Raw genomic sequence first — 24,975 nt, 5'->3', positions numbered from 1 at the left:
GCCTCCGGCCCCGTCATGACCGTCACCGCGAGCCACCCCGGCTTCCTCTCCCCGACCGGGGTCGAGATCGCCTTCGTCCTCGTTGGCATCGCCAGCCTCGGCGCAGCCCTCGTCACCGTCACGACCCGACAGCTGGTGCACGCCGCCCTCTGGCTGATCGTGACGCTCGGCGGTCTCGCCGTCGAGTACCTCCTGCTCACCGCGGAGTTCATCGCCTGGGTGCAGGTACTGATCTACGTCGGTTCCGTGGTCGTCCTCCTCCTGTTCGGCCTGATGCTCACCCGGGCCCCCATCGGCCGCTCCCCGGATGCCGATTCGGAGAACCGCTGGGCCGCCCTCGCGGTTGCCGTAGCCGCGGCAGGCACCCTCGTCTGGGTCGTCGTCGACGCCTTCCGCACCACCTGGATCAATCTGGACGGGCCGGCGCAGGGCTCCACCGAGGCCACCGGCTCCTTCCTCTTCCGGCACTGGGTGCTGCCCTTCGAAGCGCTCTCCGTTCTGCTGCTCGCCGCCCTCGTCGGCGCGATCGTCCTGTCCCGCAAGGACCGGGAGAACGCGGGCCGCGAGAGCGCAGGCCGGGACAACACGAGCCGAGAGGACCAGAGCTGATGCACCTCGCCTATCCCGCCGTGCTCGCCGCCCTCCTCTTCTGTACCGGGCTGTACGGAGTGCTCGCCCGCCGCAACGCGATCCTCGTCCTGATGTCCGTCGAGCTGATGCTCAACGCCGTCAACCTCAACCTCGTCGCCTTCGACGTATGGCTCCGCGACGCCCTGCACTCCGGCCAGGCCCTCACCCTGTTCACCATCGCCATCGCGGCGGCGGAGATCGGCATCGGTCTGGCGATCGTCCTCGCCGTGTACCGCAACCGCGGCAGCTCCGACATCGACCGCCTCCGCGACACCGCCGAGACCGACGATGCCGAACAACTCCCGGACGACCCGGACGGCTCGGACGACGCCGACGCCCCCGAACACCAGGCCACTGCTCCGGCAGGGAAGGCAAAGAAGGCAGAGGCCACCGCGTGACCACCACGACCCTGGCCGTCCTCGTCCCCCTTCTCCCGTTCCTGGGTGCGGCGGCCGGCCTCCTCCTCGGCCGCACCGCACCGGGCTATGTCCGGCCGCTCGCCGTGCTGCCCTCCCTCGCCTCCCTCGTCATCGCCGCAGTCGTCGCCGCACGCCAGGGCGGCGGGCCGGCCATCGACGCCGCGACGCAACTCACCCCCACCGGCTCCGTCCCGATCGACCTCGCGCTGCACCTCGACGGCTTCGCCGTCCTCGTCGCCGTCCTGGTCGCCCTCGTCGCGAGCTGCGTGCAGATCTACTCGACCGCGTACCTGCGCGACGACCCCCGCTACCCCTCCTACGCGGCGCTCGTCTCCCTCTTCACCGCCGCGATGCTGCTCGTCGTCTACTCCGGCGACCTGATGGTGCTCCTGGTCGGCTGGGAGATCATGGGCATCTGCTCGTACTTCCTGGTCGGCCACTACTGGGAGACGCCCGAGGCCCGCGCCGCCTCCCTGAAGGCCTTCCTGGTCACCAAGCTCGGCGACGTCCCCTTCCTCATCGGCCTGTTCGCCCTCGCCGCCGACACCGGCACCTTCCGCATCACCGGCATCCTGGGCGCCGTCGCCCACGGCGGCCTCGACCACCCCACCCTGATCGCCCTGCTCCTTCTCGCGGGTGTCGCGGGCAAGTCCGCACAGTTCCCCCTGCACACCTGGCTGCCCGACGCCATGGCCGGCCCCACCCCCGTCTCCGCACTGATCCACGCGGCGACGATGGTCGCCGCCGGTATCTACTTCGTCGCCCGGCTCCTCCCCGTCTTCGCCGAATCCGGCGCCGCCCTCGTCGTCCTCGCCGTGATGGCCGCCGTCACGATGATCGGCTCAGGACTCGCCGCCCTCGCGCAGGACGACATCAAGCGCGTCCTCGCCTACTCGACGATCGGCCAGCTCGGCTACATGTCCGGCGCCCTGGCCGTCGGCGACCGCGGGGCTGCCGTCTTCCACCTCATCTCGCACGGTGCGTTCAAAGCGGTCCTCTTCCTCGCCGCGGGCGTCGTCATCCACGCCGCCGGCACCAACTCACTGGCCGCCATGTCCCGCATGGGCGGCCTGGCCCAGCGCATCCCCGACGCCTACTGGACGATGACGGTCGCCCTCCTCGCGCTGGCCGCCATCCCGCCGTTCGCCGGCTTCTTCTCCAAGGAAGCCGTCCTCGTCGCCGCCGAGCACACCGCCCTCGGCGACCGGCACGTCGCCCCGGCCGCCGCCGGCTGGCTCGTCCTCGTCGCCGGCCTCCTGGCCGCTGTCCTCACTGCCGCGTACGCCACCCGCCTCTGGCTCCTCGCCTTCCGCGGCCGAGGCGCCGAAGCCCCCGACCACGGCAGGCAGCCCGTCGCCATGACCTCGGTCCTGTGGGTACTGGCCGTCCCCACCATGGCCTTCGGCCTCACCGTGGGCGTGATCACCGACTGGTTCGACGGCCACAGCCTCACCCCCTCGCTGACGACCGCCGTGCTGTCCACCGGCGTCGGACTCGCCGGCGGCCTCGTCACCTACGGGGCCTGGCGTCACACCACGGCACTCGCCGCCCGCACCCCGATGGGTTCGGTCGTCGCCCACCCCGACGCGGAACCCGCCCTCGTCGAGGTCGAAGCCATGGAGAGCCACACCGCCGCCTACGGAACCGCCGGTGACGCCCCCGACCCGGCCGACCCCGGCCGCCTGCTGCTCGGCCCGCTCCACCGCCACGCCGCCACCGGCTTCCACCTGGACGCCCTCTACGCGGCCCTGTTCGTCCGCCCCGTCCAAGCCGCGGCGAGCCTCGTCCGCTTCCTGGACCGCGAGGTCGTCGAGACCTACGTACGCGGCTCCGCCACCGGCGCACGCTGGCTCGGCACCGCCGTCCGCCGCGCCCAGACCGGCAACGTGCAGACCTACCTCAGCGCGCTGCTCGCCGGTTCGCTGGTCCTGGCGGTCGCCGCCGTCGTCTTCGCCAACGTCAACGCCGGGTCGTGAGCCGTGATCGATATCAGCGCATCCGTGATGCAGTTCCTTCTGGCGTTCATCGTCGTCGGCCCGCTCGTCGGGGCCGTCGCCGCCCTGCTCCCGGCCCCGCCCGGGCTGAAGGGCAGGAACCCCGACCAGGCCGTGCTCCGCCACGGCGTGACCGTCAGCGGCGTGATCCTCATCGCCGCGATCGTGCTGGCCCTGGGCTTCGACCACGACCACCCGTCGAAGATGCAGGCCACCACCGACATCAGCTGGATCCCGGCGCTCGACGTCCGCATCCATCTCGGCATCGACGGCATCTCGCTCCCCCTCCTCGTACTGACCGCGCTGCTGACCTTCCTCTGCGCGCTCTACAGCTACTTCAAGCTGCAACATGAGCGGCTGACGCCGCGGGCCGCAGGCCCCTCCCCGAAGGCCTTCGTCGCGCTGATCCTCCTCCTGGAGTCCGGCACCCTCGCGACCTTCGCCGTCCTCGATCTGCTGCTGTTCTTCCTGGCGTTCGAGATGGTGCTCATCCCGATGTACTTCCTCATCGCCCGCTGGGGCGGCGCCCAGAAGCAGGCGGCCGCCTGGAAGTTCATCCTCTACACGCTGCTCGGCTCGGTCGTCATGCTGCTGGGCCTGCTCCTCATCGGACTGAAGAGCGGCACCTTCGACATGGTGGCACTCGCCACTGACAACGGCCGTGGCCTCACCTCGTCCGTGCAGGTCATCGCCGTCCTCGCGATCGGCATCGGGCTCGCGGTGAAGACCCCGATGTGGCCGCTGCACAGCTGGCTCCCCGACGCCCACACCGCCGCCCCGACGGTCGGCTCGGTCCTCCTCGCGGGCGTCCTGCTGAAGATGGGTACGTACGGATTCGTCCGGATCCTGCTCCCGATCGCCCCCGACGGCATGCACACGTTCGCGCCCTACCTCGCGGCGTTCGCGGTCGCCGGCATCATCTACGGATCGCTCGCCTGCCTGGCGCTCGCCCGGCCCGGCGCCAAGGGCGATCTCAAGCGGCTGATCGCGTACTCCTCCGTCGGCCACATGGGCTTCGTCCTCCTCGGCATCGCGAGCATGACCCCGACCGGTGTCAACGGCGCGCTCTTCGCCAACATCGCCCACGGACTCATCACCGGCCTGCTGTTCTTCCTGGTCGGCGCGGTCAAGGACCGGTACGGCAGCGCCGACCTGGACACCCTCGCCGGAGCCACCGGCGCCGCCCTCTACGGCCGCGCCCCACGCCTCGGCGGCCTCCTCGCGTTCGCCGCGATCGCCTCGCTCGGCCTGCCCGGCCTGGCCGGCTTCTGGGGCGAGATGCTCGCCCTCTTCGGCGCCTTCGACCCCGCCGAAGGACTCAGCCGCCCCGCGTTCCTCACCTTCATGTCCATCGCCGCGTTCGGCACCCTGCTCACCGCCGCGTACCTGCTCATCGTGGTCCGCCGCGTCTGCATGGGGGCCAAGCGCGAGGAACCGCACCCGATCGCCGACATCCATAGCTACGAGTTCGCCGCCTGGACCCCCCTCGCGGCCCTCACCGTCCTCGCCGGCCTGTGGCCCGCCGTCCTCCTCGGCCTCACCGACCCGGCCGTGCAGAAGCTCCTCGCAGGAGGCAAGTCGTGATCGTGGCAGCCGAAAGCGCCCCGGGCTCAGCAAGCCTGGTCCAGTCAGCGGCCGGGAGCAGCGCCGGCCTCGTCCGGTCGGCGGCCGAGAGCGGCGCCACCAGCCTCGTCCAGTCCGTCGACTGGCTCGCGATCGCACCCCCGGTCACCGTCGCGGCCGTCGCCCTCGCCGTCCTGGTCGCCGACCTCTTCGTCCCCGCAGCCCGCAAGCCCCTGCTCGGCTACGGCGCCGTAGCCGGACTCGTAGCCGCCCTCGCTCTCCTCGTTCCCCTGCACGACGGCGACCGCTCCACCTTCTGCCTCACCACCGGCACCCGCGCCTGCAGCTACACCGCCGACCACTTCACCCTGGTCATCCAGGCCCTCGTACTCGGCGGCGCCCTGCTCACCGCGCTGCTCTCCATCGGCGACACCCGCAAGCTCCCCGCCGGCGAGTTCTGGTTCCTGCTGCTGTCCTCCGCCGCAGGCGCCGCACTCCTGCCCGCGTCCCGCGACCTCGCCACGCTCGTCGTCGCCCTAGAAGTCGCCTCGCTGCCCGCCTTCGCCCTCGTCGGCATCAAGCGCGGCGACCGGCGCTCCTCCGAGGCCGCGCTGAAGTTCTTCCTCTCCTCCGTCGTCGCGACCGCCGTGATGCTCCTCGGCGTCAGCTTCGTGTACGCGGCGACCGGCACCCTCCACCTCACGGAGATCGCCACCCGCCTCGACGACGTCCCCGGACAGCTCTCCACCCTCGCCGAGGCGGGCGTCGCCCTCACCCTCGTCGGCTTCGCCTTCAAGACCGCCGCAGCGCCCTTCCACTTCTGGGTCCCCGACACCTACGTCGGCGCCCCCCTGCCGATCGCCGCCTACCTCTCGGTCGTCGGCAAGGCGGTCGGCTTCTCCGGCCTCATCCTCGTCACCGTGGTCGCCTTCCCGTCGTACGCGGACGTCTGGGGCCCCGCCCTCGCCGTCCTCGCCGCACTCACCATGACCGTCGGCAACGTCGCGGCCCTGCGCCAGAGCGCCACCCGCGCCCGCAGCGCCGTACGCCTGCTCGCCTGGTCGTCCGTCGCCCAGGCCGGCTACCTCCTGGTGCCGATCGCTGCGGCCGCGTACGCCGGAGACCGCCAGATCGGTTCCACCGTCGCGTACGCGCTGATGTACGCCGTCGTGAACCTCGGCGCGTTCGCGGTGGCCGCCCTCGTCGCCCGTACCCACCCGGGCAACCGCCTCGCCGACTACCGCGGTCTGTACGCCACCCGCCCGCTCGCCGCCCTCGCGATGGGGTTCTTCCTGCTCTGCCTGGCCGGACTGCCGCCGGGCATCATCGGACTCTTCGCCAAGGTCACGGTCTTCTCCTCGGCCGTCGACGCCGGACTCGGCTGGCTCGCCGTCGTCATGGCCGTGAACGTCGTGATCGCGCTCTACTACTACCTCCAGTGGACCGCGGCCCTGTTCCGCAGCCCCGCCGAGGACGGTACGGAGCAGCCCGTCACCCGGCACCGCACCCCGGCACCGCTCACCGTCGCGATCGTTCTCACGGCCGTCGCCGGCATCGCCCTGTCGGGCGCCCCGCAGGCCGTACTCAGATTCGCCGACGTCAACCTGTTCTGACGCTCTGCTCCGGCGGCTTCAAGATCGGTTTGCCCCCGGTGGCCCGCACAGGGCAGGGTCATGCCCGCGCGCGGCGCGTATGACCTTCACATCACAACAGAGGAGCCAGAAGCAGTGCTGAACGGGTTCAAGGACTTCATCCTGCGCGGAAACGTCATCTCCATGGCGATCGGTCTCGCCGTCGGAGCCGCGTTCACCGCGGTCGTCACCGGGTTCAGCAACGCGTTCATCGTGCCGCTGATCGGCATCATCACCCGTGGAACGGGCGACTTCAGCAAGGCACACTTCAAGTTCGACGGTGTGACGTTCCCCTACGGCCTCTTCGTCAGCGCCGCGATCGCTTTCCTCATCACCGCCGCGGTCCTCTACTTCTGCGTCGTCGTGCCCATGGCCAAGGTGCAGGACCGCTTCACCGCCAAGAAGGACCAGGAGCAGGTCGACATCAAGGCCGCCCTGCGTGACTGCCCCCGCTGCTACACGGCGATCCCGGCCATCGCCTCCCGCTGCGGTCACTGCACGAGCGACGTCGAGCCCGAGCCCGCAGCCCTGGAGCTCGCGAAACTCCCCGTCCAGCGCTGACCCCACGGCACGCCTCCACCCGTACGGCCCAGTGCCCGCTCCGGTGCGAACACCCGGGGCGGGCCGGGCCCTGCGGCGGCAAGCACAAGGGAACTAGCTCTCCTCGCCTGGCGTTGACCAGTACGGGAGGCTCCACTGGGGAGTGGAGCACCACCGAGCAAGGGTTCCCCTGCTGCACCACTTGGAGGGCGTACCGTGCACCGCCGGCACAACGGGCTGAGAACCGCCGTCCTCCTGGGCGGCCTGTCCGCACTCATCATCGTCATCGGCAGCTTCTTCGGACGTACGGGCCTGATCGTCGCGCTCCTCGTAGCCCTCGGCACCAACGCCTACGCGTACTGGAACAGCGACAAGCTGGCCCTGCGGGCCATGCGCGCCCGCCCGGTGAGCGAGTTCGAAGCGCCCCAGCTCTACCGCATGGTCCGTGAGCTCTCCACCGCCGCCCGCCAGCCCATGCCGCGGCTCTACATCTCCCCGACGCAGGCCCCCAACGCCTTCGCGACCGGCCGCAACCCGCGCAACGCCGCGGTCTGCTGCACCGAAGGCATCCTCCAGATCCTGGACGAACGGGAACTGCGCGGCGTCCTCGGCCACGAGCTCAGCCATGTCTACAACCGCGACATCCTGATCTCGTCCGTCGCCGGAGCGCTCGCCTCCGTCGTCATGTTCCTGGTCAACTTCGCCTGGCTGATCCCGATCGGCCGCTCCAACGACGACGAGGGCCCCGGCATCCTCGGCATGCTGCTGATCATGATCCTGGGCCCGCTCGCCGCCTCCGTGATCCAACTGGCCGTCAGCCGCTCCAGGGAGTACGAGGCGGACGCCTCGGGCGCCCAGCTGACCGGCGACCCGCTGGCCCTGGCCAGCGCCCTGCGAAAGCTGGACGCCGGCACCAAACAGTTGCCACTGCCCCCCGAGCCCCGGATCGAGACCGCGAGCCACATGATGATCGCGAACCCGTTCCGCCCCGGACAGGGCATGTCCAAGATGTTCTCGACCCACCCGCCCATGGCGGAACGCATTGCCCGACTCGAGCAGATGGCAGGTCATCGCCCGTGAAGACGATTCTGAACGTCATTTGGCTGGTCCTGTGCGGCTTCTGGATGTTCCTCGGCTACGTGCTCGCGGGACTCCTGCTGTGCATCACGATCATCGGCATCCCGTTCGGCCTGGCGGCCTTCCGTATCGGCCTCTATGCCCTGTGGCCGTTCGGCCACCGCGTCGTTGACCGCCGGGACGCGGGCGCGCCCTCCTGCGTGGGCAACGTGCTCTGGCTGGTTCTCGCAGGCTGGTGGCTCGCCCTCGGTCACATCACCACCGGCATCGCCCTGTGCCTCACGATCATCGGCATCCCGCTGGGCATCGCGAACTTCAAGCTGATCCCGGTCTCGCTGATGCCGTTCGGCAAGGAGATCGTCTCCACCGACGACGAGTTCGCCGGCTGGTAGCGCACCCTTACGGCGGGCGGAGCACAGGCAGTTCACAGCGGGGCTCCGCAACCGCCCGACCGGCATGAACGTCTTGGATTCCAAGACCGAGTGACGGGTAGGTTCGCACGCATGACCATTATTGGCTGGATCATTCTTGGGCTTGTCGCCGGCGTCATCGCAAAGATCCTGCTGCCGGGCCGCGACCCCGGCGGCCTCGTGGGGACCACCCTCATCGGGATCGTCGGCGCCTTCCTGGGTGGCTGGATAGCGACGCGCTTCCTGGACCGCACGATCGACAACGAGGATTTCTTCGACCCGGCGACCTGGGTCTCGGCCATCGGCGGTTCGCTCGTCCTGCTGATCGGCTACCGGCTGCTGTTCGGCAACTCCCGCGAACGCCGCTGACGCCCGTCGTCCCCCGGGCCGCCGAGCCCCGTCTCGCGCAGCGTCAGATTGAGCCGGCCACCGCTCATCCCCGTCCCGGGACCCGCCGTCCCGGGACGGATCCTCGGCACTCCGTGGAACGCGTGACGCGACGGCCCGCCGAAGACGAAAAGATCCCCGGAGGCCAACTCCACGTCCGTGTAGGGCCGTCCCCGGTTCTCCGTGTTGCCGAAGCGGAAGACGCAGGTGTCGCCGATGCTGAGCGACACGACGGGCGCACCGGACCGTTCCTCCTTGTCCTGGTGCATACCCATCCGCGCCGCGTCGTCATAGAAGTTGATCAGCGCGGCATCGGGGGCGTACGCCGGCACTGGCCCCTGGGGCCCGTACGCCTCCGCCACCGCCGCCCGCCCCAACTCCGCAAGCCACTCCGGGAACGGGGCGACCGGCGCACCGTTCACGTCGTCCGCCGTGCGCGTGTACCGGTACGGCTGCCAGTGCCACCCCAGGCACACGGTCCGCACGGACATCACCCCACCGCCCGGCAGCGCCGTGTGCCGCAGCGGTACGGGCCCGCGCGCCCACTCACGGCACGCCGCCACCAACGCGCGCTGCCGCTCCACGGACAGCCACTCGGGTACGTGTACGGCGCCCGGTGCGACCACGGCCCGCGGCCGGGGGAAGAGCCCGGTCATCAGCTTGCCGCCAGGGCACCCTCAAGCCCCAGAAGCTGCTCCTTGCGCTCCAGGCCGCCCGCGTACCCCCGCAGCGCCCCGTCCGCACCGATCACCCGGTGGCAGGGCCGCACGACGAGCAGCGGATTGCGCCCGATCGCCGTGCCCACGGCCCGTACCCCCGCCCCGGAGGAGCCGACCCGCTCGGCGATCTGCCCGTACGACACCGTCTCCCCGTACGGAACACCGTCCAGCGCGGCCCACACCCGGCGCTGGAAGTCCGTGCCCCGGCCGTCGGCGTACACGAGGTCGAAGCCGGTCCGCCGGCCCTCGAAATACTCCCGCAGCTGTGCGGCGACCCCGTCGAACGCGGCGGGCTCATGGACCCAGCCGTCCTGGACGACCGCCGCGCCCTTCTGGCCCGGCAGGGAGAGCGAGACGAGCGCGATGCCCGCCGGGGTCCCGGCGGGTCCGGCAGTCTCCTCGCCGACCAGCAGCAGCTCACCCAGCGGGCTGTCGACCGTCGCGTACATGGTCATGACTCGTCCCTCTCCTCGTCCGTCGGCCCGCCGGATCGCCGGCTGACACGGACCAGTCTGCGTCGCCCGAACCGCCGGGACCGGCGGTATTCGGACATGCAGTCCGGGCCCGGAGCGGCGCATTCCGCCCCGGGCCCGGACCGTTGTGTCCTACCGGTAGTTCGCGAACTGGACGTCGAATTCGAAGTCCTGGCCCTTCAGCAGCGCCTGCACGGCCTGCAGGTCGTCCCGGCTCTTCGAGCTGACCCGCAGCTCGTCGCCCTGGACCTGGGCCTTGACGCCCTTGGGGCCCTCGTCGCGAATGATCTTCGCGACCTTCTTGGCGTTCTCCTGGGAGATGCCTTCCTCGATCGTGCAGAAGAGCTTGTACTCCTTGCCGGACAACTGCGGCTCGCCCGCGTCCAGCGACTTCAGGGAGATGCCGCGCTTGATCAGCTTGGACTGGAAGATGTCGAGGATCGCCTTGACCCGCTCCTCGCCGTTCGCCTCCATCAGGATCTTCTCGCCGGACCAGGAGATCGAGGCCCCGGTGCCCTTGAAGTCGTAACGCTGGGAGATCTCCTTGGCGGCCTGGTTGAGGGCGTTGTCGACCTCCTGCCGCTCGACCTTCGAGACGATGTCGAAACTGGAGTCGGCCATGACGTGTGGCTCCTTGTATCGGGGTGCTGGAAAGGAAGTGCTTACAGGGGCGGACAGGGCGCCCGCAGGCGCCACGCCGCCACCAAAGCCTAGCCACCCGCGCCCGTCCCGGCCGCTGGTCAATCCAGTGGCGTAGCACCCCCGGGCATCAGGTATCGTTTACGTCGTTGCCACAGAGCGCCGCCGCAAGGCGGGTCTCACGGCAGCATCCCTTGGCGGTGTGCCCGAGTGGCCAAAGGGAGCAGACTGTAAATCTGCCGGCTCAGCCTACCCAGGTTCGAACCCTGGCGCCGCCACATAGCAAGGCCCCCGTCCTTCGGACGGGGGCTTTCTCTGTTGTGGGACGCGGTGCCGTGACGAGGGGCGTGAACATGGAATCCGTACTGGTCAGTGCGTGTCTGCGGGGTGTGCCCTGTCGGTTCGACGGACGCGGCAAGGCCTCCGCGGAGATGGTCTCGGCCCTCGGCGGGCGACGGCCGGTGGCCTTCTGCCCCGAGGTCGCCGCAGGGCTGCCCACGCCCCGCCGGCCTGCCGAGATCGTCGGGGGCGACGGGCACGACGTGCTGGACGGCCGGGCCCGCGTCGTGGACGACACCGGACGCGATGTGACCGAGGCCTTCGTGGACGGCGCCAGGCGGGCGCTGGAGGCCGCGCGCGGGGCGGGCTGCACCGAGGCGCTGCTGATGGCCCGCAGCCCTTCCTGCGGGCGTGGCACGGTCTATGACGGTACGTTCGCCGGCGAGCTGCGCGAGGGCGACGGGGTCACCGCCGCCCTGCTGGAGCGGCATGGCATCACCGTCCGTCCCGCGACGGGGGACTGACCGGGACGGCCGGTGACGCGGACCGGGCCGTGACCTCGCGACCCGGAAGGGTCAGTTCCCCGCGATGTCCTTCACGGCGACCGAGACCGGCACATTGCCCGAGATCAGTTCCAGCGTCAGCCCCGCCGTGGCCGGGGTGTCCAGCAGCTCCAGGAGCGCCGCCGCCACGTCGTCGCGCGGCACCGGGCCGCGCCCGGTCGACGCGGCGAGCAGGACCTGTCCGGTGCCCGCGTCGTTCGTCAGCATCCCGGGGCGCAGGATCGTCCAGTCGAGGGCGGTGCGGGAGCGGACATCCGCGTCCGCCGCTCCCTTGGCCCGCAGGTAGACGTCGAACACCTCGTCGCCGGGGTGGTCCGGGTCGGCGCCCATGGACGAGACCACGACGTAACGCCGCACCCCCGCCCGCTGCGCCGCGTCCGCGAAGAGCACCGCGGCCCCCCGGTCCACGGTGTCCTTGCGGTCCGTGCCGCTGTTGGGGCCGGCGCCGGCGGCGAAGACCGCGGCGTCGGCGCCGCGCAGCACCTCGGCGGTCTCCTCCACGGTGGCCGATTCGAGGTCCAGGACCACGGGTTCCGCTCCCACGGCCCGGAGGTCCTCGCTCTGCTTCGGATTGCGGATGATGCCCGCGGCCTCATCCCCGCGTGCAGCGAGCAGCCGCTCCAGCCGCAGTGCGATCTGACCATGTCCACCTGCGATGACAATGCGCATGGTGCCGACGGTACGCCGGAGAGGACCTGCGGCGCTCAAGGCCCGCCGCCGGTCCCGGAATCCGGCCTCCCCTGGCGCGGCAGTCCGAACGAACCGTCCGTCTCCGAGTCGCAGTACTCGCGCACCGCACTGGTCCGGGCCACCACCCTGCCGCGGTGCACCACGATCCGGCTGTACGCCAGCGAGAGCACCCCGGCCAGCTGTTCCCCGCGTACGGCGAGCAGCTCGGCCGGGAAGCCCGCCTCGACCCGCACCTCGGGCAGCCCCATGGCGCGTCTGGCCTCCGCGGAGACGGCCTCGTAGGCGTGTTCGGCCGGCAGGCCGCTCTGCGAGGCCAGCAGGAAGGCGGCCTCCAGCGGGTCGCCGCGTCCCACGGGGTTGGCGAGGTCGCGCAGGGCTCCGCTGCCCGCTGCGACGCGCACCCCGGCCGCGCGCAGCAGCCGTACCGGGGCGGTGCCGCGGCATTCCGATCCCGAGCAGCCGCCCTGGGGGAGGCAGATCACCGTCACACCGGCGGCGGCGAGCTGATCGGCGGCGCGTGCGGCGACTTCCCCGGGAAGCCGGGAGAGGCCGGCGCAAGGGCCGATGGAGACCCTGTGCCGCATTCCTCCGGCCATCGCCGCGAACCGGGCCAGCCGGGCGGGATCGTCACCGTCCGTGTGCAGGTCGACGGGGCAGCCGTGCTCGGCGGCGACCTCCAGGACGGCCTCCGCGTACCCCGTCGGGTCCGGATCCAGCTCGGGGCAGCCGCCGACCGCGCCGGCCCCCATCTTCAGCGCGTCGCGGAGCATCGCCAGATTGCCGGCTCCCGCGACGCCGGTGAGCAGCCGGGGGACGGCGACCGCGGTCAGATCGGCGAGCCCGCGCAGCGAGCGGCGGGCCTGCAGAACGGCTTCGAGGCCGCCGAGGCCCTGTATGTCGCCGATCCGTACGTGCGAGCGCAGGGCGGTCGCGCCGTGGCCGAGCTGCAGCAACGCGGCCTCGGTGGCGCGCCGCTGGACGTCGTCGGGGTGCTGCGAGGCGGGCCCGGGGGCGTCGGGTCCGGCGCCGTCGGCGGTGAGCGCGGTGTCGCAGTGGGCGTGCGGCTCGGCGGGGGCGGGGAGCAGCAGGTGGCCGCGGAGGTCCACACGGGCGCCGGGTGCGACGAGGCTGCCGGCGGTGCCGACGGCCTCGATGCGGCTGCCGCCGAGGCGTACGTCCACGATGCGGCCGTCGGTGAGACGGGCGCCGCAGAGTGTCAGCACGGAGCTCTCCGGGCTGCGGGTGGCATCGGCTGCGTGGTCGTCCGGCTGCCGCGGCTGACTGTCGGGCATCGCGCTCCTGGGAGGGGGGTCAGGATCACTCAGAGTGAGACGAGCCTAGGGGTGTGCCCGGCCCGGTTCGAGGAGGAGCGAAATAGTCGTACCGGCGCGGTCCCGTGGTGCGTGGGGGGCCGGGGCCCACGTGCGGGGCCAGAGGTGGACGAGTGGCTGATCAAGGGCTCGGAGCGGGGTCTGCCAAGGGCTCGGAGCCGTGCTGATCAAGGGCTCGGGATGGGGCTTCGAAACGGATTTGGGCCTCGGCGACCGACCGTGTAATGTCTTCATCGCTCGCCCCAATAGCTCAGTCGGTAGAGCGTCTCCATGGTAAGGAGAAGGTCTGCGGTTCGATTCCGCATTGGGGCTCTGGTGAAGGGGAAACCCCGCTTCGGCGGGGGGACTCAGTCATCAAAGCGGTGTAGCTCAGTCGGTAGAGCAAGCGGCTCATAATCGCTGTGTCACCGGTTCAAGTCCGGTCACCGCTACTAACAGTAGCCGATTGTGGGGTCGGTCCTCCGATCGGCTACTCTTTTTTTTGCGTTCATCCGTCCACCGTCCGTCCAAGGAGCACTCACGTGGCTGCCACCGACGTCCGCCCGAAGATCACGCTGGCCTGCGTGGAGTGCAAGGAGCGGAACTACATCACCAAGAAGAACCGGCGTAACAACCCGGACCGTCTTGAGATGAAGAAGCATTGCCCGCGCTGCAACTCGCACACTGCGCACCGCGAAACGCGCTGAATCAGGCTCGTACACGAGGCCGTCCCCATTGGGGGCGGCCTCGTGTCGTTGTACTGGGCTGTAGCTGTACTGCGGCCCCTTCGTCTTTCCATCAGGAGGTTGCGAGCTCATGGCGCTCGACCAGTCCTTCGTGGGACGGACCTATCCGCCCACCCCGCCCTACGAGGTCGGCCGGGAGAAGATCCGAGAGTTCGCCGAGGCGGTGGGCGACGCCAATCCCGCGTATGTCGATCCCGAAGCGGCCAGGGCGCTCGGTCACAGCGATGTGATCGCGCCGCCGACGTTCGTGTTCTCGATCACCTTCAAGGCCGCCGGGCAGGTCGTGCAGGACCCCCAGCTGGGCCTGGACTACAGCCGGGTGGTGCACGGTGACCAGAAGTTCGTCTACGTGCGTCCGGTGCGTGCGGGGGACCGGCTGACGGTCACCTCGACGATCGAGGCGGTCAAGTCCATGGCGGGCAACGACATCCTGGACGTGCGTGGCGAGGTCCACGACGAGTCCGGTGAGCACGTCGTGACGGCGTGGACGAAGCTGGTGGCGCGCGCCGCCGAGGAGGCCTGATGACGGCGAAGGTGAGTTACGACTCGGTCGAGGTCGGCACGGAACTGCCGCCGCAGTCCTTCCCGGTCACCCGGGCGGCGCTGGTGCAGTACGCGGGCGCCTCGGGCGACTTCAACCCGATCCACTGGAACGAGAAGTTCGCCCGCGAGGTCGGCCTGGAGGATGTGATCGCCCACGGCATGTTCACCATGGCCGAGGCGATCCGTGTGGTCACGGACTGGGCCGGCGATCCGGGTGCGGTCGTCGAGTACGGCGTGCGGTTCACCAAGCCGGTCGTCGTACCCAACGACGACAAGGGCGCGCTGATCGAGGTCAGCGGCAAGGTGGCCGCCCTGCTGGACGACAAGCGGGTTCGGGTCGACCTGACGGCGATGAGTGACGGCAAGAAGGTGCTGGGCATGTCCCGCGCCGTGGTGCAGCTCGGCTGACTCCGTTGAGCAGCGAGGTAAGGGGCACGGTCCATGGGGCCGTGCCCCTTACGCACGCCCGGTTCGGGCGGCGGCCGGCTGTCATGCCCGGTTCGGGCGGGCGGACGGTCGGCTGGCTGAGGTGACGGCCGGTTGACTAAGTTAGTGATTGAGTACTAACTTAGTCGCATGGCAAGGATGAGTGCAGACGAGCGACGCGAGAGCGTGATCCGTGCGGCGATCACCGAATTCGCCCGCGGCGGGTACAACGCCACGTCCACCGAGTCGATCGCCCGGCGGGTGGGCGTCTCGCAGCCGTATCTCTTCCGTCTCTTCGCCAACAAGCAGGCCATGTTCCTCGCCGCCGCCGAGCGGTGCCTGGCGGACACCCGCAAGGTCTTCGCGGACGCCGCCGAGGGGCTCGAGGGTGATGAGGCGCTGCATGCCATGGCCACGGCCTATCAGCGCCTGATCGTCCACGACCCCGACCGGCTGCTGATGCAGATGCAGATGTATGCGGCCGTCGCGGCGGCGGAGGCGGCCGGGGACCACGAGTTCGGCGAGTCGCTGCGGGCCGGCTGGCTGCAGATGTTCGACGACATCTCCGTCACGCTCGGGGCCGATCCCAATGAGGCAACCCTGTTTCTCGCGTACGGCATGCTCGTCAACACTCTGACCTCGCTCGGCTATCCGGCGGATCACCGGATCTGGTCCAGGTTCTACGACTCGGCCAAGCCGCCCGGCCGGCCGGCGCCGCCCGCCTGAATTGTGCCACTCATCCGATCCGGGCAGTGTCTATCGTCCGATTCGGGCAGTGCCGCCCGTCCGATCCGGAGAGTGCCGCCCTTCCGGGCGGCGCCACCCCTTTCGAGCAGCGCCACCCGGGTTCGGCCCGGTTTTCTGTCCATGAAAGTTAGTCATCAATAACTAACCCTCAGGGGGAGCAGTGGACCAGCACACGAAAGGCCGCTCGGGAGCGGCCTGGGCCCTTGTCATCACCAGCGTGGCCGGATTCATGGCGGCCCTCGACAACCTCGTCGTCACGACCGCCCTGCCGTCCATCCGCGAGAGCCTCGGCGGCGAACCCGAAGAGCTCGTGTGGACGGTGAACGCGTACACCCTCACCTTCGCCGTGCTGCTGATGTTCGGCGCCTCCCTCGGCGACCGGTTCGGCCGGCGCCGGCTCTTCACCATCGGCCTCACCGTCTTCACCGGCGCATCCGCCGCAGCCGCACTCTCGCCCGGGATCAACGAACTCATCGCCTTCCGCGCCGTCCAGGGCGTGGGCGCGGCGATCATGATGCCGTTGACGCTCACCCTGCTCACGGCCGCCGTGCCGGCCGCCCGCAGAGGCGCCGCGCTGGGCATCTTCGGCGCAGCGACCGGACTGGCGGTGGCCAGCGGACCGCTGATCGGCGGCAGTCTCACCGAGCACATGTCCTGGCAGTGGATCTTCTGGCTGAACGTCCCGATCGGCCTGGTCCTGCTGCCGCTCGCCCGGCTGCGCCTGAACGAGTCGTACGCCCCCGACTCCCGGCTCGACGTGCCCGGCACCCTCCTGGTCAGCGGTGGGCTCTTCGGGGTCGTCTACGGCCTGGTCAACGCCAACGCCGACGGCTGGACCAGCCCCACCGTCCTGACCGCCCTGATCGCCGGCTCCGCCCTCATCGGCGGATTCGTCCACCACGGCTTCCGCGCGAAGAACCCGATGCTGCCCATGCGTCTCTTCAAGGACCGGGCGTTCTTCGGGATCAACACGGCCAGCCTGCTGATGTTCTTCGGCATGTTCGGTTCGATATTCCTGCTCAGCCAGTACTTCCAGGGAGTCCTGGGCTACTCGCCCACCGAGGCCGGTCTGCGGATGCTGCCCTGGACCGGGATGCCGATGCTGGTGGCGCCCATCGCCGGCCTGCTCGCCGACCGCTTCGGTGGCCGCCCGGTAGTCGTGACCGGGCTCGCCCTCCAGGCCGTCGGTCTCGGGCTGTTCGCCATGTCCCTCGCCGCCGACGCCTCGTATGTCTCGCAGCTGCCCGCAATGATCGTCGGCGGCGTCGGAATGGCCCTGTACTTCGCACCCGCAGCCAGCCTCGTGATGTCCAGCGTCCGCCCCGGCGAACAGGGCATCGCCTCCGGCGCCAACAACGCGCTCCGCGAGGTCGGCGGTGCCCTTGGGATCGCGGTGCTCGCCACGGTCTTCTCCTCGCAGGGGGGTTACGGCTCCCCGCAGTCCTTCACGGACGGGACCGTTCCCGCGGTCTGGATCGGCGCCGGCGTGGTGGCGCTCGCCGCGCTGGTCGCCCTGCTGATCCCGCGTCGCCGCAGCACCCCGGCGCAGGAGCCCGAGCGGGCCGAGGCACGGGTCCCCGTATCCGCCTGACCGGTCGGCACGCCCGGTACGGTCCGCCGCCCCGCCCCGACGGCGGGGCGGCGGACCGTACTCTTGTCCCCGTGCAGGAACTCCACGACGCGCCCCTCGCCCCCCTGACCACCTTCCGGCTCGGCGGCCCCGCCACCCGCCTCCTCACCGCGACGTCCGACGCCGAAGTGGTCGAAGCCGTGCGCGAGGCCGACGACAGCGGCACCCCACTCCTGGTCATCGGCGGCGGCAGCAATCTGGTCATCGGCGACAAGGGCTTCGAAGGCACCGCCCTGCGCATCGCGACCAAGGGCTTCGTGCTGGACGGGGCGACGCTCGAACTGGCCGCCGGAGAGATCTGGACGGACGCCGTCACCCGCAGCGTGGAGGCCGGTCTCGCCGGGCTCGAATGCCTGGCCGGAATCCCGGGATCCGCCGGTGCGACGCCGATCCAGAACGTGGGCGCGTACGGGCAGGAGGTGTCGTCCACCATCACGGAGGTCGTCGCCTACGACCGGCACACCCGGGAAACCGTCACCATCCCGAACTCCGAGTGCGCCTTCGCGTACCGGCACAGTCGTTTCAAGGCCGAACCCGACCGGTTCGTGGTGCTGCGTGTCCGCTTCGGGCTCGAAGAGGCGGGCGGTCTGTCCGCGCCCCTCAAGTACCCCGAAACGGCCCGCGCCATGGGCGTCGAGGAGGGCGAGCGCGTTCCCGCCGCGGCCGCCCGCGAAACCGTCCTCAGGCTCCGCGCCGGCAAGGGCATGGTGCTCGACCCCGAGGACCACGACACCTGGTCGGCCGGGTCCTTCTTCACCAACCCGATCCTGGACCGGGAACAGTTCGAGGCGTTCCGGGCCCGCGTGGCCGACCGGCTCGGACCGGACGTCACGCCCCCCGCCTTCCCCGCGGGCGAGGGACACACCAAGACCTCGGCGGCCTGGCTCATCGACCGGGCCGGTTTCACCAAGGGATACGGCTCCGGCCCGGCCCGTATCTCCACCAAGCACACCCTCGCCCTCACCAACCGGGGCGCGGCGAGCACCGAGGACCTGCTGGCCCTGGCACGCGAGGTCGTCGCCGGGGTCCGGGAGACCTTCGGCGTCACGCTGGTCAACGAACCGGTGACCGTCGGCGTGAGCCTCTGACGGAGCCCGCTCCTCAGTACGCCACGCCCACCCCCTGCTTCACCGCGGCCGGGTCGTCGACCAGCGCCAGCATCGCGTGCGCCACATCGGCCCGGGAGATGGACCGGCCGCTGCGCGGATTGCCGCCGATGACCGTCCGGTAGGTGCCCGTCAGCGGGCCGTCGGTGAGCTTCGGAGGCCGTACGGACGTCCAGTCCGTCACCGAGGCCGCGAGCGCGGCCTCCATCGCGGTGAGGTCCGCGTAGACCTCCTTGAGGATCGCGCCGATCGCCGCGAGCATCATCCGGTCGAGCAGCGGGTCGTCCGCCGGCTTCGGGGCGACCGGGGCCGCGCTCACCACGAGCAGCCGCCGGGTCCCCTCCGCCTCCATGGCGCTCAGCACGCTGCGGGTCAGCCGCTCGGCGATCCCGTCCGCCTTCCGGCCCCGGGCACCCAGCCCGGAGAGCACCGCGTCACGGCCCGCGACCGCCTCGCGCAGCGCCTCGGGATCGTCCACTCGGGCCGCCGTGTGGACCGTGACGTCGGAGAGTGGCACGGGCAGCCGCGCGGGATCACGGACCACCGCCGTCACCTCGTGCCCCGCCGCCACCGCCTGGCGGACGATCTCCTGGCCGATACCGCCCGTAGCGCCGAACACTGTGAGCTTCATGGCACACCCTCCTAGGGTGGGTAAGTATTCACTCACCTCTAGGGTGAGCGTGTACTCACCCACTCGTCAAGCTTCGTTGGAGTGCACATGGAGCAGAAGCCGGCCCGCGCCCGCATCATCGACGCCGCCCACCAGCTGATGCTCACCATCGGCCTGGCCCGGGCCACCACCAAGGAGATCGCCCGCGCCGCCGGCTGCTCCGAGGCGGCGCTCTACAAGCACTTCCCGAGCAAGGAAGAGCTGTTCGTGGTGGTGCTGAAGGAACGCCTGCCCAAGGTCGACGGAGTCCTGAAGCGGCTGATCGCCGACCCGGGGGAGGAGGAGCGGCCGCTGGAGCGGAATCTCACCGAGATCGCCCGCGAGGCCGCCCTCTTCTACGAGCAGAGCTTCCCGATCGCCGCGTCCCTGTATGCCGAGCCGAGGCTCAAGGCGCGCCACAACGCGGCCATGCGCGAGCTGGGAACCGGCCCCCACATCCCCATCCGCGGAGTCGACGCGTATCTGCGCGCCGAGCAGTCGGCGGGCCGGGTGCGGGCCGACGCCGACACGTACGCGGCCGCCTCCCTGCTGATGGGGGCCTGCTCCCAGCGGGCCTTCGCCTACGACGCCACGGAGACCGGCGAGCCGCCGCAGTCGCTCGACGCCTTCGCCGCCTCGATCGCCCGGATGCTGCTGAGCGGGCTCACGCCCCAGGCGCATTGATCACGAGCGTCAGCCCACCGGCTTGGCCAGCCAGTCGTCGACGCCCGCCAGGAGCTCCGCCCGCACCGTGTCGGGCGCCGCCGAACCCCGTACCGACTGACGCGCCAGCTCCGCCAGCTCCTCGTCGGTGAACGTGTGATGGCGGCGTACGAGGTCGTACTGGGCGGCCAGCCGGGAACCGAACAGCAGCGGGTCGTCCGCGCCGAGCGCCATCGGTACACCGGCGTCGAACAGAGTGCGCAGGGGCACGTCGGACGGCTTCTCGTAGACGCCGAGCGCCACGTTCGACGCCGGGCACACCTCGCAGGTCACCCCGCGCTCCGCCAGCCTGCGCAGCAGCCGCGGGTCCTCGGCGGCCCGCACCCCGTGCCCGACGCGCGAGGCGTCGAGGTCGTCCAGGCAGTCGCGGACGCTGGACGGGCCGGACAGCTCACCGCCGTGCGGGGCCGCGAGCAGGCCGCCCTCGCGGGCGATGGCGAAGGCCCGGTCGAAGTCACGGGCCATGCCTCGCCGCTCGTCGTTGGAAAGGCCGAATCCGACGACGCCCCGGTCCGCGTACCGTACGGCGAGCCGCGCCAGCGTCCTGGCGTCCAGCGGATGCTTCATCCTGTTGGCCGCGATCACCACCCGGATCGGCAGCCCGGTCTCGCGCGAGGCGCGGTCCACGGCGTCCAGGATGATCTCGATCGCCGGAATGAGCCCGCCGAGCAGGGGGGCGTACGACGTGGGGTCGACCTGGATCTCCAGCCAGCCGGAGCCGTCCGCCACATCCTCCTGGGCGGCTTCGCGCACCAGCCGCTGGATGTCGTCGGGAGTCCGCAGGCAGGACCGGGCGATGTCGTAGAGCCGCTGGAAACGGAACCAGCCGCGCTCGTCCGTCGCGCGTAGCTGGGGAGGCTCGCCGCTGGTCAGCGCCTCCGGCAGCCGCACGCCGTACTTGTCGGCGAGTTCGAGCAGCGTCGTGGGCCGCATCGACCCGGTGAAATGCAGGTGCAGGTGGGCCTTGGGCAACAGCCGTACATCACGATCCATGGCCGATCACCTTCTGTAGCTGTTACGCTCCGCTCTGTGCCGAAAGGCGTCGGGCAGGGCTTGTCCGTCATGCGGCCGACCATCGGCCAACTGAGAAGCCCCCGGTTGAAGGGGGAGGAGTCACTCCAAGATCTTGCCGCAACAGGATCGGTCCAGGCAGCCGGATTCATCGAACGAGCGCTTGCCTGAACGCATAAGCGGGTCCCCGGCTCGGCCGGGGACCCGCTTATGCGCAGCATGGAGCGTCAGGCCTTCGCCTCGCCCAGCAGCTTCTGGAGCCGCGAGACGCCCTCGACCAGGTCGTCGTCACCCAGCGCGTACGAAAGGCGCAGGTAACCAGGCGTACCGAAGGCCTCGCCCGGTACGACCGCGACCTCGGCCTCGTCCAGGATCAGCGCCGCCAGCTCGACCGAGGTGGCCGGGCGCTTGCCGCGGATCTCCTGGCCGAGCAGCGCCTTCACCGAGGGGTACACGTAGAACGCGCCCTCGGGCACCGGGCACACGACGCCGTCGATCTCGTTGAGCATCCGCACGATGGTCTGCCGGCGCCGGTCGAAGGCGGTGCGCATCTCGGCGACCGCGTCCAGGTTCCCGGAGACGGCGGCCAGCGCGGCGACCTGGGCGACGTTGGAGACGTTGGACGTGGCGTGCGACTGGAGGTTGGTCGCGGCCTTGACGACGTCCTTGGGGCCGACGATCCACCCCACGCGCCAGCCGGTCATCGCGTACGTCTTGGCGACACCGTTGACCACGATGCACTTGTCGCGCAGCTCGGGCACGATCGCCGGCAGCGAGGTGAACTTCGCGTCGCCGTAGACCAGGTGCTCGTAGATCTCGTCCGTCAGCACCCACAGGCCGTGCTCGACGGCCCACCGGCCGATGGCCTCGGCGTCGGCCTCGCTGTAGACCGCACCGGTCGGGTTCGAGGGGGAGACGAACAGGACGACCTTCGTACGCTCCGTGCGCGCCGCTTCCAGCTGCTCCACGGAGACCCGGTAACCGGTGGTCTCGTCGGCGACGACCTCCACCGGGACACCGCCGGCGAGGCGGATCGACTCGGGGTAGGTGGTCCAGTACGGCGCCGGGACGATGACCTCGTCGCCCGGGTCGAGGATCGCGGCGAAGGCCTCGTAGATGGCCTGCTTGCCGCCGTTGGTCACCAGGATCTGGGAGGCGTCGACCTGGTAGCCGGAGTCGCGCAGCGTCTTCTCTGCGATGGCGGCCTTGAGCTCGGGGAGCCCGCCCGCCGGGGTGTAGCGGTGGTACTTCGGGTTGCGGCAGGCCTCGACCGCGGCGTCGACGATGTAGCCGGGGGTCGGAAAGTCGGGCTCGCCGGCACCGAAGCCGATCACCGGACGGCCGGCGGCCTTGAGGGCCTTGGCCTTGGCGTCGACGGCGAGGGTGGCGGACTCGGAGATGGCACCGATGCGGGCGGAGACCCGGCGCTCGGAGGGAGGAGTAGCAGCGCTCATGTCCCCATGCTCCCAGACCGGGTTCCCCCATGGCATAGGGGTTGGGCGCTGCTTTGCTCGGGGAACGTGCGCAGGGTTGCTCTAACTCGATGGGGTGATGGTCGGCTTGTGTGCTTGTGGTGCATTGGGCTGTTCGGAGTAGCGTGGTCGTGCGACCTGGGACGCCGGGTGCGGCGTCAGTGTGCGGGGCCCCCGTTCCACCAGCGAGATGGGTCGGGGCTTCCTCGTCGCCTTTGGCCGTACCCATTTGGCCAGGTCGTGAGGGAACCGGCCTCCCGGGATCGGACCACGGACAGGATCCGTGTCGCTGCCTCGGGGTCGAGTACGCCGGGGACCAGTGCGCCCAAGACCGTTCGGGGCGTGCGGCTGAGCCGACTCACCTCTGCTCGGTCTCCAGGAACGGTTTCAGGGACCGGACAGGAACGGTCGGGAGCTATCTGTTCGACGCCGGGCCGCTGAGCACGTACACTCACCTGTCGTTGGCCTTCACCAGCCGCACCGTTCCTGCACCCGAAGCATTCGGGGACATGCGGTAGGTTGGTGGAAACCACAAAGGGTCGTAGCTCAATTGGTAGAGCACTGGTCTCCAAAACCAGCGGTTGGGGGTTCAAGTCCCTCCGGCCCTGCTACACACTCCTTCGCCGGGATGTGTGCGCATGTACGTACTTCTATGCTCCGCCGTGCGCGGCTCCACCGGGCGCGGCACGGCCATGACCCGGAATCAGGTGAGAAGCGTGACGGACGCCGTGGGCTCCATCGACATGCCTGATGCCGAGGACGAAGTCCCCGAGTCGAAGAAGAAGACCCGGAAGGGCGGCAAGCGCGGCAAGAAGGGCCCTCTGGGCCGTCTCGCGCTCTTCTACCGCCAGATCGTCGCCGAGCTCCGCAAGGTGGTCTGGCCGACTCGCAACCAGCTGACGACATACACCTCAGTGGTGATTGTGTTCGTAGTCGTCATGATTGGTCTTGTTACCGTGATTGACTTCGGTTTCCAGCGGGTCATCAAGTACGTCTTCGGCTGATCCCGCGGAGGGCGCCTCATGGGCGCCCCTTTCGCATGTTCCACCCATTTGTATCCAGGAAGAAGCAGCCACCGTGTCTGACCCGAACCTGAACGACGCCGTCGAGCCGACGGCGGGCGCCTTCGAGTCCGCCGAGGACGAGCTCGACATCGTCGAGGCGGCGGACGCTGAGGAGCCGGACCAGGCTGAAGCTGCCGACGCCGCTGCGGGCGAGCCCGCGGAGCTGGCCGCACTGCACGTCGAGTCCGCCGACGAGGCCGAAGAGGTCGAGTCCGGTGACGACGAGGACGAGGCTTCCGACGAGGACGCCGACGAAGCCACGGACGAGGCCGACGAGGAAGAGGCCGAGCAGGCCGAGCCCGTCGACGCCGTCACCGCCCTGCGCGAGGAGCTCCGCACCCTTCCGGGCGAGTGGTACGTCATTCACACGTACGCCGGTTACGAGAAGCGTGTGAAGGCCAACCTGGAGCAGCGTGCCGTCTCGCTGAACGTGGAGGAGTTCGTCTATCAGGCCGAGGTGCCTGAGGAGGAAATCGTCCAGATCAAGAACGGCGAGCGCAAGAACGTCCGTCAGAACAAGCTCCCGGGTTACGTCCTGGTGCGCATGGACCTGACGAACGAGTCCTGGGGCGTCGTCCGCAACACTCCCGGTGTCACCGGCTTCGTGGGCAACGCCTACGACCCGTACCCGCTGACGCTGGACGAGATCGTCAAGATGCTCGCCCCGGAGGCCGAGGAGAAGGCCGCCCGTGAGGCCGCCGAGGCCGAGGGCAAGCCGGCTCCGTCCCGCAAGGTCGAGGTCCAGGTGCTGGACTTCGAGGTCGGCGACTCGGTCACCGTCACCGACGGCCCCTTCGCGACGCTGCAGGCGACGATCAACGAGATCAACGCCGACTCGAAGAAGGTCAAGGGTCTCGTCGAGATCTTCGGCCGCGAGACGCCGGTCGAGCTCAGCTTCGACCAGATCCAGAAGAACTAGCGGTTATTCGCCAGCTTCTGGACACATGCCTACCGAGCAGGTCAGACCGGCTGTCACAGCAGGTCTGACCTGCTCGGTTTTTGGTCGCGCAGCTATACCCGTTATCGTTGTGCGGTATGCCTGCATCCGGATGACCGGATGACGGCGAAAACTCTCACTAGGACCCGGAGAGAGCACATGCCTCCCAAGAAGAAGAAGATCACGGGGCTTATCAAGCTCCAGATCAACGCCGGTGCGGCCAACCCGGCCCCGCCGGTCGGCCCCGCACTGGGCCAGCACGGCGTCAACATCATGGAGTTCTGCAAGGCCTACAACGCCGCGACCGAGTCGCAGCGTGGCATGGTCGTGCCGGTGGAGATCACGGTCTACGACGACCGCTCCTTCACCTTCATCACCAAGACTCCGCCGGCCGCGAAGCTGATCCTCAAGGCCGCGGGTGTGGACAAGGGCTCCGGCGAGCCGCACAAGACCAAGGTTGCCAAGCTGACGGCCGCCCAGGTCCGCGAGATCGCCACGACGAAGCTCCCCGACCTGAACGCCAATGACCTCGACGCCGCGTCGAAGATCATCGCCGGCACCGCCCGTTCCATGGGCATCACGGTCGAAGGCTGATTC

General features: G+C 70.0%; 28 protein-coding genes and 4 tRNA genes. 24 read left to right on the top strand and 8 right to left on the bottom strand.

Going from position 1 to position 24,975, the window contains the following annotated elements; genetic code table 11:
- Positions 1-15: 15 nt before the first annotated feature.
- The 9 genes from OG912_RS12710 to OG912_RS12670 all read left to right on the top strand — a co-directional run bounded on the left by OG912_RS12710 (position 16) and on the right by OG912_RS12670 (position 8,633).
- Positions 16-609 carry an NADH-quinone oxidoreductase subunit J family protein gene (locus tag OG912_RS12710; protein ID WP_327713409.1) on the top strand — a complete coding sequence of 198 codons (594 nt, stop codon included), beginning with the start codon at positions 16-18 and terminating at the stop codon, positions 607-609.
- Positions 609-1,028, top strand: a complete 420-nt coding sequence (gene nuoK / locus OG912_RS12705; RefSeq protein ID WP_327709417.1) for an NADH-quinone oxidoreductase subunit NuoK — start codon at positions 609-611, stop codon at positions 1,026-1,028. Before OG912_RS12710 ends, nuoK begins: the two co-directional genes overlap by 1 nt.
- A complete protein-coding gene (locus OG912_RS12700) occupies positions 1,025-3,025 on the top strand; it encodes an NADH-quinone oxidoreductase subunit 5 family protein (protein WP_327709416.1) in 2,001 nt (666 codons plus the stop codon). The genes nuoK and OG912_RS12700 overlap by 4 nt, the downstream gene beginning before the upstream one ends.
- Before the next feature lie 27 nt (positions 3,026-3,052).
- Entirely contained in the window at positions 3,053-4,627 is a 1,575-nt protein-coding gene (locus tag OG912_RS12695) for a complex I subunit 4 family protein (RefSeq protein WP_327713408.1), read from the top strand.
- Between the two features lie 35 nt (positions 4,628-4,662).
- Positions 4,663-6,219 (top strand): NADH-quinone oxidoreductase subunit N, encoded by a 1,557-nt coding sequence (locus OG912_RS12690; RefSeq protein WP_327713407.1) that lies wholly within the window; start codon positions 4,663-4,665, stop codon positions 6,217-6,219.
- Between the two features lie 114 nt (positions 6,220-6,333).
- The gene (gene mscL / locus OG912_RS12685) at positions 6,334-6,798 is read left to right on the top strand and encodes a large conductance mechanosensitive channel protein MscL (protein ID WP_326738074.1); all 465 of its coding nucleotides are present in this window, start codon (positions 6,334-6,336) and stop codon (positions 6,796-6,798) included.
- A gap of 195 nt (positions 6,799-6,993) precedes the next feature.
- Positions 6,994-7,857 (top strand): zinc metalloprotease HtpX, encoded by an 864-nt coding sequence (htpX, locus tag OG912_RS12680; RefSeq protein ID WP_326738075.1) that lies wholly within the window; start codon positions 6,994-6,996, stop codon positions 7,855-7,857.
- Positions 7,854-8,246 carry a YccF domain-containing protein gene (locus OG912_RS12675; protein WP_326738076.1) on the top strand — a complete coding sequence of 131 codons (393 nt, stop codon included), beginning with the start codon at positions 7,854-7,856 and terminating at the stop codon, positions 8,244-8,246. The genes htpX and OG912_RS12675 overlap by 4 nt, the downstream gene beginning before the upstream one ends.
- Positions 8,247-8,357: 111 nt before the next feature.
- Positions 8,358-8,633: a GlsB/YeaQ/YmgE family stress response membrane protein gene (locus OG912_RS12670; RefSeq protein ID WP_148020198.1), complete on the top strand. Its 276-nt coding sequence runs from the start codon at positions 8,358-8,360 to the stop codon at positions 8,631-8,633.
- On the opposite strand, the gene OG912_RS12665 is transcribed toward OG912_RS12670, so the two are convergent.
- From OG912_RS12665 to OG912_RS12655, 3 genes are all read right to left on the bottom strand, one after another.
- Complete coding sequence (locus OG912_RS12665; RefSeq protein WP_327709415.1) at positions 8,594-9,307, bottom strand: alpha-ketoglutarate-dependent dioxygenase AlkB family protein; 714 nt, start codon at positions 9,305-9,307, stop codon at positions 8,594-8,596. The two genes, OG912_RS12670 and OG912_RS12665, sit on opposite strands and share 40 nt — an antisense overlap.
- A complete protein-coding gene (locus OG912_RS12660) occupies positions 9,307-9,825 on the bottom strand; it encodes a methylated-DNA--[protein]-cysteine S-methyltransferase (protein WP_327709414.1) in 519 nt (172 codons plus the stop codon). The genes OG912_RS12665 and OG912_RS12660 overlap by 1 nt, the downstream gene beginning before the upstream one ends.
- A gap of 150 nt (positions 9,826-9,975) precedes the next feature.
- The gene (locus OG912_RS12655) at positions 9,976-10,464 is read right to left on the bottom strand and encodes a YajQ family cyclic di-GMP-binding protein (protein ID WP_148020201.1); all 489 of its coding nucleotides are present in this window, start codon (positions 10,462-10,464) and stop codon (positions 9,976-9,978) included.
- Between the two features lie 214 nt (positions 10,465-10,678).
- On the opposite strand from OG912_RS12655, the gene OG912_RS12650 reads away from it, so the two are divergent.
- Together OG912_RS12650 and OG912_RS12645 are read left to right on the top strand one after the other, a co-directional pair.
- Positions 10,679-10,760, top strand: a tRNA-Tyr gene (locus OG912_RS12650).
- A gap of 75 nt (positions 10,761-10,835) precedes the next feature.
- Positions 10,836-11,285, top strand: a complete 450-nt coding sequence (locus OG912_RS12645; protein ID WP_327709413.1) for a DUF523 domain-containing protein — start codon at positions 10,836-10,838, stop codon at positions 11,283-11,285.
- Positions 11,286-11,336: 51 nt separating this feature from the next.
- On the opposite strand, the gene OG912_RS12640 is transcribed toward OG912_RS12645, so the two are convergent.
- Together OG912_RS12640 and OG912_RS12635 are read right to left on the bottom strand one after the other, a co-directional pair.
- Positions 11,337-11,993: an SDR family oxidoreductase gene (locus tag OG912_RS12640; protein WP_326738081.1), complete on the bottom strand. Its 657-nt coding sequence runs from the start codon at positions 11,991-11,993 to the stop codon at positions 11,337-11,339.
- Positions 11,994-12,028: 35 nt separating this feature from the next.
- On the bottom strand, positions 12,029-13,306 hold the full coding sequence (locus OG912_RS12635; protein ID WP_327709412.1) for an amidohydrolase family protein: 1,278 nt from the start codon (positions 13,304-13,306) through the stop codon (positions 12,029-12,031).
- A gap of 278 nt (positions 13,307-13,584) precedes the next feature.
- Here OG912_RS12635 and OG912_RS12630 point away from each other — a divergent pair.
- From OG912_RS12630 to OG912_RS12595, 8 genes are all read left to right on the top strand, one after another.
- Positions 13,585-13,657 (top strand) — tRNA-Thr (locus OG912_RS12630).
- Positions 13,658-13,703: 46 nt separating this feature from the next.
- Positions 13,704-13,776 (top strand) — tRNA-Met (locus tag OG912_RS12625).
- 90 nt (positions 13,777-13,866) lie between these two features.
- A complete protein-coding gene (gene rpmG / locus OG912_RS12620) occupies positions 13,867-14,031 on the top strand; it encodes a 50S ribosomal protein L33 (RefSeq protein ID WP_003956487.1) in 165 nt (54 codons plus the stop codon).
- Positions 14,032-14,140: 109 nt separating this feature from the next.
- A complete protein-coding gene (locus tag OG912_RS12615) occupies positions 14,141-14,593 on the top strand; it encodes a MaoC family dehydratase N-terminal domain-containing protein (protein WP_326738083.1) in 453 nt (150 codons plus the stop codon).
- A complete protein-coding gene (locus OG912_RS12610; protein ID WP_326738084.1) occupies positions 14,593-15,021 on the top strand; it encodes a MaoC family dehydratase in 429 nt (142 codons plus the stop codon). The genes OG912_RS12615 and OG912_RS12610 overlap by 1 nt, the downstream gene beginning before the upstream one ends.
- Before the next feature lie 177 nt (positions 15,022-15,198).
- Positions 15,199-15,765, top strand: a complete 567-nt coding sequence (locus OG912_RS12605; protein ID WP_327713406.1) for a TetR/AcrR family transcriptional regulator — start codon at positions 15,199-15,201, stop codon at positions 15,763-15,765.
- A gap of 181 nt (positions 15,766-15,946) precedes the next feature.
- Complete coding sequence (locus OG912_RS12600; protein ID WP_327709411.1) at positions 15,947-17,377, top strand: MFS transporter; 1,431 nt, start codon at positions 15,947-15,949, stop codon at positions 17,375-17,377.
- A 71-nt stretch (positions 17,378-17,448) separates the two neighbouring features.
- Complete coding sequence (locus OG912_RS12595; protein WP_327709410.1) at positions 17,449-18,504, top strand: UDP-N-acetylmuramate dehydrogenase; 1,056 nt, start codon at positions 17,449-17,451, stop codon at positions 18,502-18,504.
- 13 nt (positions 18,505-18,517) lie between these two features.
- Here OG912_RS12595 and OG912_RS12590 read toward each other — a convergent pair whose 3' ends face one another.
- The gene (locus tag OG912_RS12590; RefSeq protein ID WP_327709409.1) at positions 18,518-19,153 is read right to left on the bottom strand and encodes an NAD(P)-dependent oxidoreductase; all 636 of its coding nucleotides are present in this window, start codon (positions 19,151-19,153) and stop codon (positions 18,518-18,520) included.
- 87 nt (positions 19,154-19,240) lie between these two features.
- Between OG912_RS12590 and OG912_RS12585 the strand changes: the two genes are divergently transcribed.
- Positions 19,241-19,855: a TetR/AcrR family transcriptional regulator gene (locus tag OG912_RS12585; RefSeq protein WP_327709408.1), complete on the top strand. Its 615-nt coding sequence runs from the start codon at positions 19,241-19,243 to the stop codon at positions 19,853-19,855.
- A 9-nt stretch (positions 19,856-19,864) separates the two neighbouring features.
- Here OG912_RS12585 and OG912_RS12580 read toward each other — a convergent pair whose 3' ends face one another.
- The gene (locus OG912_RS12580) at positions 19,865-20,887 is read right to left on the bottom strand and encodes an adenosine deaminase (protein WP_327709407.1); all 1,023 of its coding nucleotides are present in this window, start codon (positions 20,885-20,887) and stop codon (positions 19,865-19,867) included.
- Between the two features lie 245 nt (positions 20,888-21,132).
- Positions 21,133-22,359 (bottom strand): pyridoxal phosphate-dependent aminotransferase, encoded by a 1,227-nt coding sequence (locus tag OG912_RS12575; RefSeq protein ID WP_327709406.1) that lies wholly within the window; start codon positions 22,357-22,359, stop codon positions 21,133-21,135.
- Between the two features lie 553 nt (positions 22,360-22,912).
- On the opposite strand from OG912_RS12575, the gene OG912_RS12570 reads away from it, so the two are divergent.
- From OG912_RS12570 to rplK, 4 genes are all read left to right on the top strand, one after another.
- Positions 22,913-22,985 (top strand) — tRNA-Trp (locus tag OG912_RS12570).
- Positions 22,986-23,093: 108 nt separating this feature from the next.
- Complete coding sequence (secE, locus tag OG912_RS12565; RefSeq protein WP_073732696.1) at positions 23,094-23,381, top strand: preprotein translocase subunit SecE; 288 nt, start codon at positions 23,094-23,096, stop codon at positions 23,379-23,381.
- Positions 23,382-23,454: 73 nt separating this feature from the next.
- On the top strand, positions 23,455-24,360 hold the full coding sequence (nusG, locus tag OG912_RS12560) for a transcription termination/antitermination protein NusG (RefSeq protein WP_327709405.1): 906 nt from the start codon (positions 23,455-23,457) through the stop codon (positions 24,358-24,360).
- A gap of 177 nt (positions 24,361-24,537) precedes the next feature.
- Entirely contained in the window at positions 24,538-24,972 is a 435-nt protein-coding gene (gene rplK / locus OG912_RS12555) for a 50S ribosomal protein L11 (protein ID WP_073740413.1), read from the top strand.
- The last annotated feature ends 3 nt before the right edge of the window (positions 24,973-24,975 follow it).

This window comes from Streptomyces sp. NBC_00464 (genome assembly GCF_036013915.1).
Classification (GTDB): domain Bacteria; phylum Actinomycetota; class Actinomycetes; order Streptomycetales; family Streptomycetaceae; genus Streptomyces.
This window is presented reverse-complemented; position numbering and strand designations above follow the sequence as displayed.